At 58.6% G+C, this 18,852-nt stretch carries 16 protein-coding genes; 3 read left to right on the forward strand and 13 right to left on the reverse strand.

Annotated features, from left to right (window positions below):
- The 7 genes from KJS47_RS02530 to KJS47_RS02560 form a co-directional block, all read right to left on the reverse strand.
- Nucleotides 1-1,809 carry a cache domain-containing sensor histidine kinase gene (locus tag KJS47_RS02530; protein WP_213522502.1) on the reverse strand — a complete coding sequence of 603 codons (1,809 nt, stop codon included), beginning with the start codon at nt 1,807-1,809 and terminating at the stop codon, nt 1-3.
- Nucleotides 1,806-2,843, reverse strand: coding sequence for a response regulator (locus tag KJS47_RS02535; protein WP_213522504.1), 1,038 nt, complete (start codon nt 2,841-2,843; stop codon nt 1,806-1,808). The genes KJS47_RS02530 and KJS47_RS02535 overlap by 4 nt, the downstream gene beginning before the upstream one ends.
- 68 nt (nt 2,844-2,911) lie before the next feature.
- Nucleotides 2,912-4,471 (reverse strand): extracellular solute-binding protein, encoded by a 1,560-nt coding sequence (locus tag KJS47_RS02540; RefSeq protein WP_213522505.1) that lies wholly within the window; start codon nt 4,469-4,471, stop codon nt 2,912-2,914.
- Nucleotides 4,472-4,497: 26 nt separating this feature from the next.
- Nucleotides 4,498-5,376 carry a carbohydrate ABC transporter permease gene (locus tag KJS47_RS02545; RefSeq protein ID WP_213522506.1) on the reverse strand — a complete coding sequence of 293 codons (879 nt, stop codon included), beginning with the start codon at nt 5,374-5,376 and terminating at the stop codon, nt 4,498-4,500.
- Between the two features lie 11 nt (nt 5,377-5,387).
- Nucleotides 5,388-6,284, reverse strand: coding sequence for an ABC transporter permease (locus KJS47_RS02550; protein ID WP_249716262.1), 897 nt, complete (start codon nt 6,282-6,284; stop codon nt 5,388-5,390).
- Nucleotides 6,285-6,541: 257 nt separating this feature from the next.
- Complete coding sequence (locus KJS47_RS02555) at nt 6,542-7,543, reverse strand: alpha/beta hydrolase (protein ID WP_213522507.1); 1,002 nt, start codon at nt 7,541-7,543, stop codon at nt 6,542-6,544.
- Nucleotides 7,540-8,097 (reverse strand): helix-turn-helix domain-containing protein, encoded by a 558-nt coding sequence (locus KJS47_RS02560; protein WP_213522508.1) that lies wholly within the window; start codon nt 8,095-8,097, stop codon nt 7,540-7,542. Before KJS47_RS02560 ends, KJS47_RS02555 begins: the two co-directional genes overlap by 4 nt.
- A gap of 125 nt (nt 8,098-8,222) precedes the next feature.
- On the opposite strand from KJS47_RS02560, the gene KJS47_RS02565 reads away from it, so the two are divergent.
- Nucleotides 8,223-8,981 carry an EcsC family protein gene (locus KJS47_RS02565; RefSeq protein WP_213522509.1) on the forward strand — a complete coding sequence of 253 codons (759 nt, stop codon included), beginning with the start codon at nt 8,223-8,225 and terminating at the stop codon, nt 8,979-8,981.
- A 307-nt stretch (nt 8,982-9,288) separates the two neighbouring features.
- Here the strand turns inward: KJS47_RS02565 and KJS47_RS02570 are convergent, their stop codons facing one another.
- The 6 genes from KJS47_RS02570 to KJS47_RS02595 form a co-directional block, all read right to left on the reverse strand.
- Nucleotides 9,289-10,362 (reverse strand): ABC transporter substrate-binding protein, encoded by a 1,074-nt coding sequence (locus KJS47_RS02570; protein ID WP_213522510.1) that lies wholly within the window; start codon nt 10,360-10,362, stop codon nt 9,289-9,291.
- Nucleotides 10,359-11,162, reverse strand: coding sequence for an ABC transporter permease (locus KJS47_RS02575; protein WP_213522512.1), 804 nt, complete (start codon nt 11,160-11,162; stop codon nt 10,359-10,361). The genes KJS47_RS02570 and KJS47_RS02575 overlap by 4 nt, the downstream gene beginning before the upstream one ends.
- Nucleotides 11,146-11,973, reverse strand: coding sequence for an ABC transporter permease (locus KJS47_RS02580; protein WP_213522513.1), 828 nt, complete (start codon nt 11,971-11,973; stop codon nt 11,146-11,148). Before KJS47_RS02580 ends, KJS47_RS02575 begins: the two co-directional genes overlap by 17 nt.
- Complete coding sequence (locus KJS47_RS02585; RefSeq protein WP_213522515.1) at nt 11,963-13,072, reverse strand: ABC transporter ATP-binding protein; 1,110 nt, start codon at nt 13,070-13,072, stop codon at nt 11,963-11,965. The genes KJS47_RS02580 and KJS47_RS02585 overlap by 11 nt, the downstream gene beginning before the upstream one ends.
- A 365-nt stretch (nt 13,073-13,437) precedes the next feature.
- Nucleotides 13,438-14,835, reverse strand: coding sequence for an MFS transporter (locus KJS47_RS02590; protein ID WP_213522517.1), 1,398 nt, complete (start codon nt 14,833-14,835; stop codon nt 13,438-13,440).
- 100 nt (nt 14,836-14,935) lie between these two features.
- Nucleotides 14,936-15,811 (reverse strand): sugar phosphate isomerase/epimerase family protein, encoded by an 876-nt coding sequence (locus tag KJS47_RS02595; RefSeq protein WP_213522519.1) that lies wholly within the window; start codon nt 15,809-15,811, stop codon nt 14,936-14,938.
- Between the two features lie 289 nt (nt 15,812-16,100).
- Here KJS47_RS02595 and nagB point away from each other — a divergent pair, with 289 nt between their 5' ends.
- Together nagB and nagA are read left to right on the forward strand one after the other, a co-directional pair.
- The gene (gene nagB, locus KJS47_RS02600) at nt 16,101-16,832 is read left to right on the forward strand and encodes a glucosamine-6-phosphate deaminase (protein WP_213522521.1); all 732 of its coding nucleotides are present in this window, start codon (nt 16,101-16,103) and stop codon (nt 16,830-16,832) included.
- The gene (gene nagA, locus KJS47_RS02605) at nt 16,829-18,010 is read left to right on the forward strand and encodes an N-acetylglucosamine-6-phosphate deacetylase (RefSeq protein ID WP_213522523.1); all 1,182 of its coding nucleotides are present in this window, start codon (nt 16,829-16,831) and stop codon (nt 18,008-18,010) included. Before nagB ends, nagA begins: the two co-directional genes overlap by 4 nt.
- The last annotated feature ends 842 nt before the right edge of the window (nt 18,011-18,852 follow it).

An 18,852-nucleotide genomic window follows, 5' to 3' on the forward strand; every position in this document is an offset into this window, starting at 1 on the left:
CTAATCCTCCTTTTTTGGATCAGCCGGCTCGGCCGGCATGATCATGCAAATCGTCGTCCCCTTGCCGGGAGTGCTATCAATGGACAAGCCGTAGTCCTCTCCGAACACCATCTGGATGCGGCGGTGAACGTTCAGCAGCCCGATGCCGCCGCGTTCTCTGCCGGTGTCGGCCGGAGTCTTGGCCAGGCGGTTCCTCCCAAGCCGCTCTCGCAGCTCTGCTAGTCTGTCGGGGGATATCCCTATCCCATTGTCCTCTACGAGAAGCAGGAGAAGCCCCCGCTCCTTGCGTGCATCAATGCGGATGCGATGCCCCTCCTCCAGCCCGTCCGGGAAGGCGTGCTGGAACACATTCTCTACAAGCGGCTGAAGCGTCAGCCGCACCATCTTCTCGAGAAGCAGCTCGGGAGGCACCGCGACCTCCAGCTCGAAGCCCCGCTGGATCCGGTGCTCCAGCACGAGCAGGTAATTGCGCACATGGTTAAGCTCGTTCGCAACCGTAATTTCCTCCAGATTCGTCTGCAGCGAATAGCGGAGCATAAAGGCGAGCGCCTCGACCATGGCGGTAATCTCTTCCGAATCTTTCACGATCGCGTAGCAGTTGATCGTCTCCAGCGTGTTGTACAGAAAATGCGGATTGATCTGCAGCTGCAGCGCCTGGAACTCGGCTCTCTGCCGTTCGAGCTGCGTATTCTTCAGATCAAGAGCGGCCTTCTGGGAGGCCAGCTCCGCTTCGTAGACGCGCTCGATCATGCCGGACAGCCGGCTGACCATCAGGTTGTAGCTGTGCATGAGTCCGCCGAGCTCATCCTCCCGCTTCACGGGAGGCAAGTAGGTCCAGTTTCCTTTCTCCGTCTCGCGCATGCCCTCCATCAGCTGCCGGATCGGCCGGACGATTGAGCGTCCGAACCGGAGCGCGAGCCAGCTGGAGGCGGCCAGTGTCAGCAGGCCGACGAGCAGGGTGGTCCAGCCGATTGAGCGGATCGGGCTGCGGATGCGATCCGTCGGCAGCGAGGCGGCTACCGTCCAGCCGGAGAGCGATGAGGTGCTGCCCACATACATCCGTCTCTCCTTTTCCTCCGTACTGTTGAACTGCACGCTGGAAGCCGTAAGCAGCCGTTCCGCTACGGACGGGGGCAGCGCGGATGCGCGGTTCTCCGGCCGGTAGACATAGCGGCCATCCGGATCGAGAATGAAAAAGGCGGATCGCTCGCCCAGATCCACATGCTGCCACAGCTTGGCAAGCTCAGACAGCTTCAGCTCGATCGCCAGCAGCCCGTTCGGCTCGTAAGAGGAAAAGCCGCGGATGCGGCGGGCAACCGTGATGACGTTCTTCTGTTCCTTCCTCACCGCCGTATTAAGGAAGACGACACCTCCGTTCTCCGGCGTCCGCCCCCACAGCTGCTCAAGCCTTCCCTCCAGCTCGATATCCTGATCCGCCACGGCCCGGCCGTGTTTGGCCAGTACATAGATCGTATTCAGCTGAGGGTACTGAATGGACAGCGGCCGGAACAGCGTTTTTTTGATCTGGTCGGAGTAATAGAAGTAGTCGTAGCTGTCGGCCGGATCCATGTCGAGGAAGTGCTTGACGTCCGAGCTGGACAAGATGGAAGCGCTGACATCTTCGTAAGGCTTCAAATAAAAGTCCGTCTGCGTCGACGCGTTCGCCACCGTCTGCGAGATGGAATCACCGATGAGCCGCTCGATCGAGAAGGACGACTGGATGTAGGAGACAGCTCCTACGCTGGACAGAGACAGGACGATCACGATAAGAAAATAGACGAAGAGCTGCCGCGCCAGACTCTTTTTCATCCTTCGATGCCCAGAGAGTGCCGATACTCGGACGGAGAAAGCCCCGTCAGCTTTTTGAAGATCTTGGTGAAATACGGATGATCCGCATACCCGACCTCATAAGAGATGTCTATGATCCGGATATGGGGCTGCTCGAGCAGCCGCTTGGCCTTCTCAATTCTCCGCCGGGTACGGAACTGGACAAAGGTCTCTCCGGTTCTCTGCTTGAACAGCTGGCTGAAATACGACGCATTCATGCCGAGGAACTCGGCGACTTCCTCCAGCGAGCTGTCGCTGGCCAAATGCGCTTCGACATGAAGCTTTGCTTCCTCGACCGGATCCTTGCCCTTCCTCCCCCGCTTGCTTCTCAGCTCGGCGAAAAGCCCGCGGATTGCACCGGCAAAGTCCTCGGTCAGCTCGGATGGCGTGGTGCCGGTCCGCATGCAGGTCCACTGTGGCTCAAATCGGTACACATCCCGGCTGTTCAGCTTGTCGGCTACCAGCATGGCGGCTTCCCGCAACAGGCCGTGCAGGCGGGCGTGATCTCCCTCTTGGGCCGTCACTTCCGACAGCCAATCGGCCAGAAGCGTCTCAAGCGCATCTGAGCGCAGACTCCAGATCGCATCCGCCGCCTGCTTCGCCCACTGGTCCAAGCTGAAAACCGGCACATAAGCTTCCGCCCGCTTGGGCGCCGCAGACAGGCGCCCGAGCGTATCGTGAACCGCCTTGCGGGTAACCGGCTTGAGCAGATAGTCCTTTACCCCATAGGTCAGACATTCGCGCGCATACTCAAAGTCGCTGTAGCCCGACACAATTACGAGAGGAATGGCGCTTCCGCGCTCAGCAAGCGTCCTGCAGAGCCCCAGGCCATCGAGGCGGGGCATGCGGATGTCCGTGAAGAGGACATCGGGCGGACGCCGGTCTATGCGTTCCAGCGCATCCGCTCCATTCTCCGCCGTCTCGACCTCTGCGGCTAGTCCCGGTGTCTCAGCAATCAGTTTGGCTAACCCCATTCGGATCATCGGTTCGTCGTCGACGACCAGCACTCGGAACATCGGTCAGGTCTCCCTTCGCGGCGGCCAATCGGCTAACCGGGAGCGGATCGCCCACTCCCGGTACATACTTATTTTCTTCTCGACATGGTGACGCCGTCTTTGTTCTTGAATTTGTCGGTCGCTTCCTTGATGACGTCGGCGCCGCCCTTCGCCTTCCATTCCTCGATCGCCTTCGGCCAATCGCTGATCGGCTCCTTGCCGTAAACCATCTTGACCATATGCGTCAAGAGGATAGGCGGCGCCTGGTCGGAGATCGGGCTGATGTCCGGATTCTTTGTAAGCGTTTCCAATCTTGGCTCGAACGTTATCCCGTCGCGTCCTTCGTTTGCCAATATTGTATCATAGACGCTCATTAGCTTCTTGCCTTCTTCGGTCAACTCTAGAGTGCCTTTGTTGTAAGTCGTATCCTGCACCATCCACAGGAACGCCTGGCGGTAACGCTCCTCATCCACTTCCTGTGGTGTTTTGGGCTGCTTGTAAGCGAGTTTGCCGCCCTCCATCGTATAGGTTTCGCCCTCGACGCCGAATGTAAAGAACTGCTCGGCCTCGTCGCTCACCATCCAGTCGAAGAACTTGATGATCCCTTCCGGATTCTTGACGGATTTGTTGATAAAGTAGCCCCGCGTAACCGAGCCGTATAAATAATGTCCGCCTTTGCCGTCGGGTCCCGTCGGAGACGCAATGATCTCGATCCGTCCGTCCGGCACGCTCGCTCTCAGCTGCTCCTGCCACTGCAGCATCTCGTTCGCGTTCATCGACCACATTCCCGCCTTGCCCGACAGAATCGTGTCCTTGAACTTCGTTGCGTTGATCGTGGCGAATTCCTTATGGATGAGGCCTTCGTCGTACATCGTCTTGTAGGTTTGCAAAGCTTTTTGCATATTCTCGCTGTCCATGAATTTGGGCTGAACGAGATCGCCGGCCTGCTCGAACATCGACAGATACGGGAAGACATCATAGGCGCCGAAGAACGTATCGGCGTACTTGAAGTTCTCCCGTCCCATGTACGGGTTTTCCACGCCCAGCTTCTTGAACGCCCGCAGCACGTTCAGGTATTCGTCGACTGTCTTGGGCACCGGAAGTCCTGTCTTCTCCAGCAGATCCGCCCGGATATAGGTGGCGCGGCGCGACGGATTGGACAGCCACTCCGGAATTGCGTAGATTTTGCCCTTGTAGCTGACGTTGTCCCATGCGTCCTTCGGAATTTTCTTGAGCAGATTCTGGCCGTACTTCTGGAGAAGCTCATCGAGCGGCTGGAAGACGCCGGCCTGCACGGAGCCCGCCATCTCCTTGCCGTTGACGCCGCCGCTCGACTGGACGACGTCCGGAATATCGCCCGTCGCGAACATCTGGATCATTTTCTGCTCGTATTCCTTGTGCGGGACGAGCACGATGTCGAGATCGACATTCGTCTTCTCCTCCAGACGCTTCACCCATTTATCCTCGTTGATGTTCGGCGACTTCTCCACATGGTTGAACGCCAGCGTCCGCATCGAGATTGAGAATTTGGTTGTTTCCTGCTTCTTGCCGCCATCCGCCTGCACCTGGGGCTCCTCGCCCTTGCCGCACCCGGCGAGCGCTCCGGCCGCGAGCAATCCGGACAGACCGGCCAATGCCCATTTTTTCATCGTACCCCTCTTTTCTTTGCTCCCTGTCAGGATTTGATCGAACCAATCATCATGCCTTTGACAAAATGACGCTGAAGCAGCGGATACACCAAAATGATCGGCAGCGTAGCGACCATAATGACCGCCATCTTGATGCCTTCGGGCGAAGAATGCGCCAGCTCGCTGAACTGGGTGGCCGACGGATCGACCGCGATATCGTCGCTGACGATCATCTGCCTCAGCTTGACCTGAAGCGGGTACAGATTCGGCTTGTTGATGTAATACAGCGCGGACATGAAAGTGTTCCAGTGACTGACTGCATAAAAGATGCCGAGAGACGCCATAACGGGCTTCGAGAGAGGAAGCACAATGCTCGCGGCTATTCGCCACTCGCCGCATCCGTCGATGCGTCCGGCGTCGATCAGCTCGGCCGGCAGCTCCCGAAAGAAGGAGAGCATGACGAAGAAGTTGAAGGCGCTGATGGCGCCGGGCAGCATGAGCGCCCAGAGCGAATTCATGAGACCGAGCGATTTGATCAGAATGAAATTCGGGATCAGCGGCGCGCTGAAGATCATGGTCACCAGGACGAGCAGCACGACCAGATTCCGTCCCTTGTACTCCTGGCGCGAAACCGGGTAGGCAAGCATAGCTGTCGCGGCCAGATTCAAGAGAGTACCGAGAAGCGTAATATAGACGGTGATGCCGAACGATCGCCAGATGGACGCGTCGCTGAACACATACCTGTAATGAATGGTGGTCGCTTCCACCGGCCAGAAGACGACGCGGCCGGTCGTGATGGCGTTCGTCGAGCTGAACGATTGAGCGATAACGTTCACGAACGGCAGGAACATGATCAGCGCAAGCGCCGTCAGGAAGATCAGGTTGACTACGGTGAAGAGGCTGTAGCCCCATCCGGAATTCCGCATGCTCTCTCCTCCTAATACAGGCCGCTGCCGGTCGTTTTTTTACTGAGGAAGTTTCCGATCAGGACGAGCACGAGACCGATGACCGACTTGAAGAGGCCCATCGCCGTCGTGTAGCTGTACTGCTGCTGGAGCAGCCCCTGCTGGTAAATGTACGTGTCCAGAATCTCTCCCTTCGCCACGTTCAGCGGATTCAGGAAAACAAGCACCCGCTCGAAGCCGAAATCCAGGAAGCGCCCGATATGCAGCAGGAAGAGGATCGTAATGGTAGGCAGCAGCGCCGGCAGCGTGATGGCGAGCGTCTGCCGCCACCGGTTCGCTCCATCCACCTCGGCCGCCTCGTACAGCTCCGGATTGATCCCGGCGATAGCCGCGAGGTAGATGATCGTTCCGTAGCCGCTGTCCCTCCAGATGCCGGAGCCGATCAGAATCGAGCGGATGTACGATTCTTCCCCCAGGAAGTAGATCGGCTCGATGCCGAACCAGCCCAGCAAATGATTGACCGCTCCGGTGCTTGGGGAGAAGATGCCGATGGCAATGCCGCTGACGATGACCCAGGATAGAAAGTGCGGCATGTACACGACGGTTTGCAGCAGTCGCTTGTATACGACTTTGCGAACTTCGTTCAGCAAAAGCGCCAGAACGATCGGAGCCGGAAAGGCGAACACGACGTCGTACAGGCCGATCAGCAGCGTGTTGTTCAAGATTCTTAAGAAATCGTAATGGGCGAACATGGTCCGGAAGTGCTCCAGCCCAACCCACTCGCTGCCGGCTATACCGCTGAAAATGTTGTAATTCTGAAAGGCGATGACAGAGCCGGCTAGCGGGATGTACTTGAAGACCAGAAAGAAAACGATGCCGGGCAGCGACATGAGATACAAGGCCCGGTATTTCCAGATCCACCGTCCGATCCCGGCGCTGCCGGATCGCCGCGCTCGTACTGGGGCCGCTTCCGCTTTAACTGCCACATGCGCTTCCTCCTCTCAACGAATGTAAGCCAATTGTAAACGTTTGCAAAGCGCACCGACAATGGACGTATTTTTTCTCGCATTGTGTTTTTTTTAGGTAAACGGCCTCCCGGCAAAAATAAACAACCCGCTTCCCTAGAGAAGCGGGCCGCCGAAAAAATAGACACCGGGGCACCGGCGTCGCTTCGGCCCAACCAGCGTCATTCGGCCAATCGTTCGGCTGGTGCGGCCGGTTCGGTCACCGGCGAGCCGGCCGGCAAATGCCGGGCCAGCCAATCGGCGAGCGTGTCCAGCAGCTCCGGCATGATGGGCTCGTTAAGCAGCGTCTTGTACTCCTTCAAGACGCCCAGCATCGAGTGCGTGCCGTCGTAGGCGCGCAGGATATGGTTCATCCGGGGAATGACCTTCCATTCCGCCTCCCCTGCCACAAGCTCTGCGATCGTCTTGACATCCTGCGGCGGAACCTGGATATCCTTCTCCCCTGTCACGGCCAGCACCGGACAAGTAACCGATGGCAGGCTGTCTTTGACATCGAACGCCAGGTGTTCGCGGAACCACTTGGCATTCAGCGTAACGCCGCGATATTTGAGCGTCGGCCCGGTGGACGAACGGATTGTAGCGAACAGCTTCGCATTCTGCTTGCGGGCCTTGTTCGGGATGCCGAGCAGGCGGATCAGGAAGCCCTTGAAGCCTTTCGACTCCTCCAACTCGCGGATCGCAACCTTCCCCTGGGAGGTCAGCATGCTCTCCCCGTCCTCCGCCGTACCGGCGAGTAGAATCATGCCGGCGACCGGCTCCTCCGCGAAGGAGGCGGGCGCGATCATCGCACCCTCGCTGTGGCCAAGCACGGCGACCGCGCTTGCATCAATCTCCGGGCGGCTCTTCAGCAGCCGAACACAGGCGCGTGCGTCCGCCACATAGTCCCAAAAGCCGGCTTCGTCATACGAGCCTTCGCTTTGGTGGGTTCCTCTCTTGTCGTATCGCAGCGTCGCATAGCCGAGCCTCGTTAGATGATCGGCCAGTTCCTGGTATATATTCATGTCGATACCGCCGCCGTTGCCGTTGCGGTCGCTCTTCCCCGTCCCCGCGACGAGTAGGATGGCCGGTACAGTTCCCTCCGCCCCGCTCGGCAGCGCCAGCGTGCCCTTCAGCGGATAATCGGCCGGAATCGTTACCTCGACTTCCCTAATGCCCTTCTTCATTCGTCCGTTCCCCTCTCCTGTTCGACCGGATCCGGGATGAGGATCGACGTCAGCGAACGTCTCTTCCGCCCCGGGGCCGGCTCGTGTTCAATCACCTTGGCCATAGCCGCTCCCAACGTGCCGAGCAGCTCCTTCAGCTCCTCGTCGTCGGCATAGAACGCCGCTGTCCGGTACATGACCATATCGGCAAACATGTCGAAGCGCGGCTGTGCCACATAATTCGAGAAGTCTTGGAAGACCATGCCCAGGAAGGTCAGAAACAACCTTTCGTGATCCTCCCGTTCGAACTTCTCCAGCTCCTCCCTCGACGGCGACAAGCCGCCTTCCGCCAGGACGTAAACCTTCTCGATCGTGCCCCGGACCGGATGCTGCTCCGCCACCGCCAGCAGCCCCGCCTCTGCCAGCTTGTTCAGCTGCCGGTAAAGCGTAGCCTGCGGCACGTTCGCGAGGCGGGTGCCGATCTCCTGAGCCGTCAGCTTCTTCCCTCCGGCCAGAGCCAACAGAATCCTCAGGCGGACGGGATGAAGAATGAGATCCGATGTGGACTCCTTCAAAACGGACGCCTCCTTCATTCGCAATAATGATACTATTCTCTATTTTGATAATAATAGCAATTGAGTGTAGATGCAAGCTTCGCATATAATAGAGAATCAACGAATCGAACGAAGGAGATTTGCCGATGAGCTACGAAGAACGGATGAGAATGGAGCTGTTTCTGTGGGAAAAGCAGCTCGGCAAGCGGCCTGGCGTCTGGAAGGCTGCCGGTGAGACGATGACCCGCCGGGTCAACGGGCTGATTCCGGACAAGTTGAACTCCATCATTGCCTCGGCGTTCCAGACCATGATCCAGAGCGTGCTGGCCGGGGTAAGCTATACCCCGAAGGGAGCGGTCCGCTATCGGCTGACGCTCGAGGAGCGGGATCGGCACGCCTCCGAGCTGGCGGCACGGTACAAGAAGATCGCGGCCGCGGAAGGAGCCGGTACGGGAGCCGGAGGCTTGGTGCTTGGCGCTGTCGACTTTCCGGCGCTGCTCGCCATCAAGATGAAGGCGTTGTTTGAGCTTGCCCATCTCTACGGCTTCAACACGGTCGCTTACCGCGAGCGCCTGTTTTTGCTGCACGTGTTCCAGCTTGCCTTTTCCGGAACGGCGCACAAACGCGCGATCTGGCAGACAATCAAGGACTGGAACCGGACCGACCGCGAGCTGGATGCGAACCAGGTGGCCGCCGCCCGCCCCATCGATTGGCAGAAGCTCCAGCAGGAATACCGCGATACGATCGACCTCCGGAAGCTGCTTCAGCTCATGCCCGGCATCGGCGCGGTGGTCGGCGCATGGGCGAATTACGGACTGCTTGAGGAGCTCTTCACGGTCGCCAAGCACGCCTACCATGTCCGTCTGCTCGAGGACGGTGACAAAACGAAGCCGGCAGACTCCTAGCTTCTCGGTGTTGGCAGATTTGGTTCCATGCCCGGAGATTCTTTTCTGCCGGGGCATCCGCCGCAGCAACCCGCCTGCCCGCATAAGGGACAAGCACCCCCAAATGCCCGTACGTACCGCAGTTGCCATGTCGTCTGGCTTCCCTGTGCCTTGGCTCCCCGCCGGCTTTCGCCTTCCCAGACGTCACTACCTGCTTCGGCAAACAAAAAGGCTGCTCCTGCCATCCATCCGGATAGCAGAAGCAGCCTATTTTTCGTTCCCGTGGTCTCTCTACTTCACTGGGTCACGGACCACCAGCCTGGCCGTGTCACTTTTTGAACATCTTGAATTGCAGGAACAGCTCGTTGTAATGCGACAGCATCCGCTTGCCGAGGTTGTCGTAAACCTCCAGCTTCTCCGTCAGCTCCTCGGACGGATAGAACCTCTCGTCCCCCGATATCTCTTCGGGCAGCAGCTTGAGAGCTTCCGCATTCGGAGTCGAATAGCCGACATATTCGGCATTCTGAGCGGCGTGCTTCGGATCGAGCATGAAGTTGATGAACCGGTGAGCCCCTTTGACGTTGTCCGCCGTCTTCGGGATGACCATATTATCGAACCAGAGATTTGAGCCTTCCTCGGGCACAACGTAATCCAGCTTGTCGTTGTCGTCCATAATCTCGGAGGCGTCCCCGGACCAAACGACCCCGACGGCCGCTTCCTCATTGGCGAGCAGCATCTTGATCTCGTCGCCGACGATCGCCTTGACGTTCGGAGTGAGCTGGTTCAGCTTGGCGAGCGTCTCCTGCAGATGCCCTTCGTCGGTATCGTTCAGCGAGTAGCCAAGGCTGTTCAGCCCCATGCCGATTACCTCGCGGGCTCCGTCGACGAGCAGGATCTGGTTGCGCAGACTCGGATCCCACAGATCGTTCCAGCTGTCGAACTTGAGGTCCCCGACCAGCTCCGGGTTGTAGATAATGCCGACGGTTCCCCAGAAGTAAGGGATCGAGTACCGGTTGTCCGGATCGAACGACAGGTTCAGGAACCGCGGGTCGATGTACTTCCGATTGGGCAGCTTCTCGGGATCGAGCGGCAGCAGCAGGTTATCATCCTTCATCTTGCTGATAGCGTACTCCGAAGGAATGGCCACGTCGAACGTGGTGCCGCCCTGGGAGATTTTGGTCATCATCGCTTCGTTGGAATCGAACGTCTGGTAGATGACCTTCATCCCCGTTTCCTTCTCGAACTCCTCGATCAAGGCCGGATCGATATAGTCGCCCCAATTGTAAATGGTCAGCGTGTCGCCGCCCGTGTACCCCTGGCTCGCGTTCAGGTAGGACGTCAGATACATCAGCGCGAAGGCCGCGAGCAGGACGGCTGCGAACGTTTGGACAAGCTGCTTCATGGCCGCATCCCCCTTTCTGCCGAACGGCTATTGCGCTGGGAGATGAAGTAATACCCGACGACCAGCGCGACGGTGAGCAGGAACAGCAACGCCGACAGCGCATTGATCGACAGCGAAACGCCCTGGCGGGCCCGCGAGTAAATCTCTACGGACAGTGTCGAGAACCCGCTGCCGGTCACGAAGAACGTCACCGCAAAATCGTCAAGCGAGTAGGTCAGCGCCATGAAAAAGCCGGCAAAGATACCGGGCTTGATGAACGGCAGGACGACCTTGGTCAGCACCTGCCAGGTGCCGGCTCCGAGGTCGGCCGCCGCATCGATCAGTGTCGAGCTCATCTCGCGCAGCTTGGGCAGCACCATCAGCACGACGATCGGCACGCTGAATGCGATATGCGACAGCAATACCGAGGTAAAGCCCAGCTTGATCCCGATCATCGTGAACAGGATCAGGAACGAAGCTCCGATGATGACGTCCGGACTGACGATGAGGACGTTGTTCAGCGACAGCAGCGTATTTTGCGTGCGTCTTCTCCTCACTTTGTCGATTGCGATAGCGCCCGCAACCCCGATGATCGTGGAGATGACGGAGGACAGCAGCGCGATAACGAACGTATTCAGCACGATGATGAGCAGCCGCGTGTCGGCGAATACTTCCTGGTACCATTCAAGTGTGAAGCCTTCGAACTCGCGCATCGTGCCCCCACTGTTGAACGAGTAGTAGATCAGGTACACGATCGGCGCATACAGCACGGCAAAAACGAGGAACAGGTAGACGCTGCCGAGCTTACCGTTTGTTTGCATCGCGCACCGCCTTTCTCTTCGTTCCCGTCAGGACCATAATGGCCGCCATCGCGATAATGAGGAAGACGGCGATCGTCGCGCCCATTCCCCAGTCCTGCGTAACGAGAAAATGCTGCTCGATGGCGGTTCCGAGCGTGATGACGCGGTTGCCCGCGATCAGCCGGGTAATCATGAACAGCGAGAGCGCCGGGATGAAGACCGCCTGGCAGCCCGCCTTGACCCCGTCCAGCGTCAGAGGAAAGATCACCCGGCGGAACGTCAGCCAGGGCGAGGCTCCCAGATCCCGAGCCGCATAGACAAGAGACGGATTGAGCTCCTCGATCGCATTGAAGATCGGCAGGATCATGAACGGGATAAAAATGTAAACCGACACGAAGACGAAGCTGAAATCGGTAAACAGAATCTGCGTCCGTCCGATGCCGGTCAGCTCCAGTAGCGCGTTGGCAAAGCCGTATGTCCCGAACAGGCCGATAAACGCGTACGTCTTGAGCAGCAGATTGATCCAGCTTGGCAGGATGATGAGCAGGAGCCACAGCTGCTTATGCCTGGTTCTCGTCAGGAGATACGCCGCCGGATAGGCGACCAGAAGCGAGAACACGGTGATGAGCAGCGCATACCAGAACGAGCTGAACGTCATCTTCATATAAACGGGCGTAAAGAATTTAACGTAATTGGCGAACGTGAAGCCGCCTTCCACATCAAGGAAGGAATAATAAACGATCAGCACGATCGGCGCGACGACGAACAGGACGATCCAGAGCAGGTACGGAACGAGATACAGATTGCGTGTTCCCGATGCGTCAGCTCTCATGGCTGGCCTCGCTGTCGCTGTACGCCTCGAGCCGCTTGTCGAATTCCTCTTCCGTCTCCCCGAGACGCATGACGTGAATCGCCTCCGGATCGAACGCCAGTCCGATCCGCTGTCCGACAACCGCTTTGCGGGTCGAATGGACAAGCCATTCGTTCCCGGCCTCGTCGTAGCTCGAGATTTCATAGTGAACGCCGCGGAACAGCTGGGAATCGACCGTCACCTGCAGGTTGCCCTGCCCTTCGGCCGTAATCTCCAAATCCTCCGGCCGTATGACGATCTCAACCGGCTCATCGGGGTTCAGGCCCTGGTCGACGCATTCGAACGTGCGGCCCGCGAACTCGACCAGGAAGTCTTCCTTCATCCGGCCCGGCACGATATTCGATTCCCCGATGAAGTCGGCGACGAATCGGTTGATCGGCTCGTCATAGATATCCGTCGGCGTGCCGCTCTGCTGGATGACGCCCTTGTGCAGCACGAAGATCTCGTCGGACATGGCAAGCGCCTCTTCCTGGTCGTGCGTGACGAAGATGAACGTGATGCCGAGCCGTCTCTGCAGCTCGCGCAGCTCGTACTGCATCTCGGTCCGCAGCTTCAGATCGAGAGCGGACAGAGGCTCGTCGAGCAGAATAATCTCCGGCTCGTTGACGATCGCGCGTGCGATGGCGACGCGCTGGCGCTGCCCGCCGGACATTTCGTTGATCTCCCTGTTTTCGTAGCCGGACAGGTTAACGAAGCGAAGCGCCTCCTTCACCTTTTCTTTTACTTCCGCATTCTTCATCTTTTTGATGCGCAGCCCAAAGGCCACGTTCTCGAATACGTTCAGGTGAGGAAACAACGCGTAATCCTGAAACACGGTGTTCACTTGTCTCCGGTTGGCCGGGACCCGGTTGATCACCTTGCCGTCAAAATAAATATTGCCGCTCGACGGCTCCATAAACCCGGCAATAAGACGCAGAATCGTCGTCTTGCCGCAGCCGGAAGGACCGAGCAGCGTGTAAAACTTGCCACGTTCAATTTCAAAGCTGACTTCTTGCAGTACGGTCGTGTCGTCGAACCGCTTGGTTACGCGCTCGAACCGGATGATGGGTTGATCCGGCATTCGGCAAGCCCCCTTATGTCGGTTAATCTCGCAGCAGGTCGGAATATGTAAGGTTCTGTCTGCTTATCAGCTTATGATTATATAGGAAACCCGGCAACAAGGAAAGGCTCGTCTGTTCACCGCTTCTCAAGCGGCCGCCGGGGGAAGTTCCGAACGAACGATTTCGAGACGTTCGTCAGCGTTCGGAATAAGAGGCCGAGACGAAGCGTCTGCCAGTCAGCAGAGCCCGCTGGATGCAAAAAGACGCCGAAACGTCTGTTTCGGCGTCTTTCCCTCCCCGGATTGCACGGGAGCGTTCTTCTTGAGGTCGCTCTTCGTTCGCTTGTCGAGAGTTCCTCCCATAATCCTTCTGTTCGGAACTCCCACTATTTGGCCGCCGTTTGGCCGGAAGCGGCTGCCGATCGGCTTCTCCGGGGACGCAGCAGACCGAGAACGGCCATACCCGAGCAAAAGAGCGCTCCTAGCCAAAACAAAATCTTGACGCTGCTGGTCAGCTCCGGGGAAGCGGCTGCGCCTTCCCCGAGTCCTCCGGCGATCCAGACGGCGAGGCCGATCCCGAGGATCATGCCAAAATAGCGGATGAGGGCGAGCATACTGCCGACAAGCGAGATCTTGTTCCCGGGAGCCGCCGCCATAATCTCGGCGTTGTTGATCGCCTGGAACAGTCCCATGCCGATCCCCGACAGCGCCAGGTGTAGGACGATCTGGGCCGCGGTAATTCCCTCGCCGAGCGCAACGAACAGCATCGAGACAACGCAGCACACGCTGCCGGCCAGGATGGGCAGGAACGCCCCTTTGCGGTCCCGGTACCAGCCGGCCAGCGGCGAAGCGAGCCCGAGGAAGACCGGCTGCAGGGCGAGCAGGAAGCCGACGGTCCGCGTCGGGTAGCCGAGCGCCGTCTGCATGTAAAAGGTGAGCGGAATAAGCGTTGCCTGCTGAGCGGCCTGCAAGAGCAGCGTAGAGGCGTTGCCGACGAACACCGCCCGGTCCCGGTAGAGCACCTGATCCAAAATCCGGTGCGGAATGCGCCGCTCGTAAGCGAACAAGACGAGCAGCAGCGCAGCGCCCGCCAGATACAGCCAGACCGCGCGTGTCGTGCCGCCGGCCCCCTGCCCTTCCACCGCTCCCAGCAGGAGGAGCACCGTCGCCAGCGCCAGCAGGCAGGATCCGACGACGTCGAGCGGCTCCTTGGCCCGCTTCTCGTCCTTCGGGAACAAGCGGAGTCCTAAGACGAGTGCCGCCGCGCCGATCGGCACGTTGATGAGGAACAGCCACGCCCAGTCGGCCAGCTCGAGCAGGAGTCCGCCGACGGCCGGTCCCGCAAGCGTGCCGAGCGAGATGACGACCGCGTTCATGGCGAGCGCGCGGCCGCTCTCCTCGTTGGGGAACAGCTTGCGGACCATCGCCTGGCTGTTCGACAGAATCATGGAGGCGCCTGCCCCCTGAACGACGCGAGAGACGATCAACGCCGCCAGAGAGCCGGACAGCGCGCAAAAGAGCGAGCCGGCAGCGAAGACGAGGAATCCGTAGCTGTACACCTTGCTGCGGTCGGTCCGGTCCGACCACTTCCCGAGGATCGGCAGGAGCGCCACCATGGTGAGCAGGTAACTGGTGACGACCCACTGCACCTGAGCGAGAGATACGCTGAACTGCGCGGCCATGGTCGGCAGCGTCACATTGACGATGCCGACGTCGAGCGTCGACATGAAGGTGCCCATGTTGACGATCTGCAGCACCTGCCAGCGGTTTTTCAAATAGGCCATGCTTCTCCTCCTTCTGTCCGGCGGGAAAGCGATCGCGAACGCGCCGAAACCGAAAAGCTCCTGAACCGCCGTCAGGCGATCCAAGAGCTTATGCGAATAATTAGCGATACCGCTTGATGAATTCGACCGCCTTGCGAATGTCGACTTCCGGCTGGTCGCCGACTTCACGCTCGATCGTCAGATAGCCGCGGTAACCGATGTCGTTCAGCGCTGCGAAGTAAGCGTCGAAATCGACCTTGCCTTCGCCGAGCGGCACTTCCTTGAAGATCTCGCCGGAGGTAACCATCTGTGCGATCTTGCCGTGGTCCATCGGCTCGTAGCCGAGGGAGCCGTATACTTCACGCGGATCGACTTCCTTGTACCGGATGCCGTCCTTCACGTGCGTGTGGACAATGTAATCCTTCAGAGTATAAACACCCTGCACAGGATCGTCGCCGGTAACCATGACCATGTTGGCCGGGTCGAAGTTGACGGACAGCCCCTTGGAGCTGAGCGTATCGAGGAACGATTTGAGATGCGCAGCCGGCTCGGGTCCCGTCTCGATGGCAAAATATGCATTCATGCTGCTGGCGTAATTCGCGAGCTCCTCGCATGCCTCCTGCATGGTGAGATAGACGTCCGACTTGCTGTCGTCCGGCACGAGGCCGATATGCGTCGTCACGACCGAGGTTCCGAGATCCATGGCCAGGTCGAGAATCCGCTTGGACTTCTCTACCTTCTCCGCGTTCGCAGCCTTATCCTGGAAGCCGTGTCCGCCGAGATCGCCGCAAAGCGCCGAAATTTCGAGACCAAGCGATGCTATGTACTCCTTGAGCTCCTTGCGCGCGGCTGCGTTCAGATTCGCCGGGTCCATTTCGCCCTTGACCGCGTAGATCTGCACGCCTTCCGCTCCGACCTCCTTCGCCTTCTTCAAGCCCTCGCGGACGCCGATTCCGAAGCTGTCGACAATAACACCGATCTTATTGGTAAGTTGCATTCGCCGCACCCCTTTTGGATTGAGTTGGTAAAAGCCATCTTAGCCTTAGTGTAGTAGGCCCCTCTGACCGAGTCAATCTTTTCTTGGACTAGGTTCGTGGATAAAAATTGTCGCTAAACAAGTAGAATTGATCGTATCGCTCAAAAAAATGATCGTAATGTGTAAAAGGTTTATTGACGCAGAAGACCCCCCGGTTTACATTTAAGTAGAAGACTAAGTCGGAGCGCAGCCCCGGCCGGCGGTCCGCCGGCCCGACCGGGCAACCGCGGCTCCCCGGAGGGAAATGGACATGAATTTATTTATCTACGAATCGAATGAACAACTCAACGCGGCGGCCGCCAACCTGATGGCAGCCGAGCTGCAGCGCAACCCGAAGGCCGTGCTTGGCCTCGCCACCGGCTCGACCCCGATCGGCATGTACGAGAAGCTCGTAGAGATGCATCGTGCCGGCCTGGTCAGCTTCCGGGAAGCTACAACTTACAATCTTGACGAATACGTCGGATTGCCGCGCGATCATGAAGAGAGTTATTATACATTTATGAACCGTCACCTGTTCCGCCACGTCGATCTGCCGGAGGGCTCGACGCATTTGCCGCTCGGCAATGCGGAGAACCCGGCGGACGAGTGCTTGCGCTACGACGCAAGCATCGAGCAGGCGAACGGAATCGATTTGCAAATTCTTGGCATCGGCCATAACGGGCACGTCGGCTTCAACGAGCCGGGCGATGAGCTGCACAGCGGCACCCATATCGTCCAGCTGGCGGAGGAAACCCGGAAGGCGAACGCCCGGTTCTTCGCCTCGCTGGACGAAGTGCCGTCCGAAGCGATTACGGTCGGCATGGGCGTCATCCTGAAGGCCCGGACCATTCTCCTGCTCGCGCGCGGCGCGGACAAAGCGGAGATTCTGAAGCGGGCGCTGCGCGGACCGATCACCACTCAGGTCCCGGCATCCCTCCTCCAGCTTCATCCGAACCTGATCGTCATGGCCGATTCCGAGGCAGGGAGGTTACTGCAAGCATGAGCAAGGAAGAAGGCAGCGTCCTGATCCGCAACGGACGCATCGTAACGGAAGACGGCATTATCGAGAACGGAAGCCTGCTGCTCGAGGACGGACGCATTGCCTGGATGGGCGATGCGGACGCCGAAGGCGCCCCCACCTCCTTTGAGGGGGAAACCGTCGACGCGCAGGGAAGCTACTTGCTGCCCGGCTTCATCGACATTCACGTGCACGGCGGCGGAGGTTCGGATTTCATGGACGCAACGCCGGAAGCGCTGGACGCCATTACCGGCTTCCATGCCAAGCAGGGAACGACGGCCATGCTGTCCACTCCCCTGACCAACTCCTATGAGAATTTGACGGCAGCGGTCCGCAATACGGCCGAGTACATGGCGAGCGAGATGCCGTATGCTCAAATTCTCGGCGTTCACCTCGAAGGTCCGTTCTTCAACGTCAAGTGGAAAGGCGCCCAAAATCCAAAGTACATCGTGCCGCCCAGCACGGAATGGCTCGAGGAATGGAACAATGCCTACCCGGGCGTGCTCAAAATCGTTACGCTGGCTCCCGAGATTGAAGGGGCGACGCAAGTCATCGAATGGCTGACCGCCCAGGGCATCGTCGCCTCCGCCGGTCATACCGACGCGTCGTACGACGTCGTCAGCGAAGCGACCCGCCACGGCCTGTGCCACGCGGTGCATACGTATAACGCGATGACCCCTCTTCATCACCGCAATCCCGGTACGGTGGGCGCCGTAATGACGCACGATGCCATTACCGCCGAGATTATCGCGGACGGCATTCACGTCCACCCCGCGGCGGTGAAGGTGCTCGTTAAGACCAAGGGCACCGACCGCGTCATCCTCATTACCGACGCTATGTCGGCAGCCGGTCTAGGGGACGGCTCGTACAGCCTCGGCGGCCTGTCCGTCACCGTACGGAACGGACAAGCCCGCTTGACGGAAGGCGACAGCCTCGCAGGCAGCATCCTGACCATGATCGAGGGCTTCCGCTTCCTCGTGAATCAGGTAGGCGTGAGCGTCCAGGAAGCGAGCCGGATGGCTAGCGGCAACCCGGCTCGGCGAGTCGGCGCTGCTGACCGAATCGGCAGCCTCGCCGTCGGCAAGCAGGCCGACGTTCTGCTCGTTTCGCCGGAGCTGGAGCTGCAGCGCAGCTGGATCAAAGGCCGCCCGTTCGCTCTGTAACGGCACGCAGACTGTCCCCTGCCCTATGGAAGCGAGAGTGGGACAACGCCGCGCACGCAGATTGCTTCGGCACTCGTCAGATCGAGATTGCAGATACAGACGCAGGCACGTTCGCGTGCCTGCGTCTTTTTTGCGTCCTTCCCTGCTGTCGACGAGGCGGGAGAGCTGCGGGCAGCTGGTATTGGCAGTGCGCTTCATTCCCCTTTCCCCCTCTTTTCCCGCTTTGGCTGGTTTGGCTGGTTTGTCCGGGCAATTACCGGGAATTGGATTTGGCTGTTTCCCTTATTGACTTGTTTTTTGTCTCTGTCAGCTGGGTGTATCGCTATAGAATAGTTTACATAATTTTCGTTATAGGACTTATTGTTCTTTAGTTAGTTACTTTTCATTCGCGAAGGAAAATATGGATGTTGGCTGGCGGTTGCTTTTCCCGCTCATTCGGTTAATCTATTGATTGGATTATGGAAAGCGAAATTAGAAATGACGCTCAATCGAATAGTTATCAATGGAAACGTGCCGCCTCCTTTCCGCTGCCCCATAAGGTGGCACTGCCCTGCTCGGCAGAGTGATGGGCCTACGAGATAGACTAAATTGCTATTGCCTACTCCATCGCTGAAACGGAAAGACGAGTAAATGCCGAACACCCCATGGCGGAACCGCCGTGGGGTGTTCGTATCCTATTACCAAAAAGTCAGCTTTGCTAGAGTAGCTTTCTACCTTCGGCTTGCTCGTCAGACCGTTCTTCCGCTTTTCCTACTTGCCTCCCCCTGCCGCGGGCAGGTTGTATACCGGAGAGAGCGGCTTCATCGAGGTTTGGGCCAAATCCTTGCCCTCCCAGACGAAAG

This window comes from Paenibacillus sp. J31TS4 (genome assembly GCF_018403265.1).
In the GTDB taxonomy this organism is placed as follows: Bacteria; Bacillota; Bacilli; order Paenibacillales; family NBRC-103111; genus J31TS4.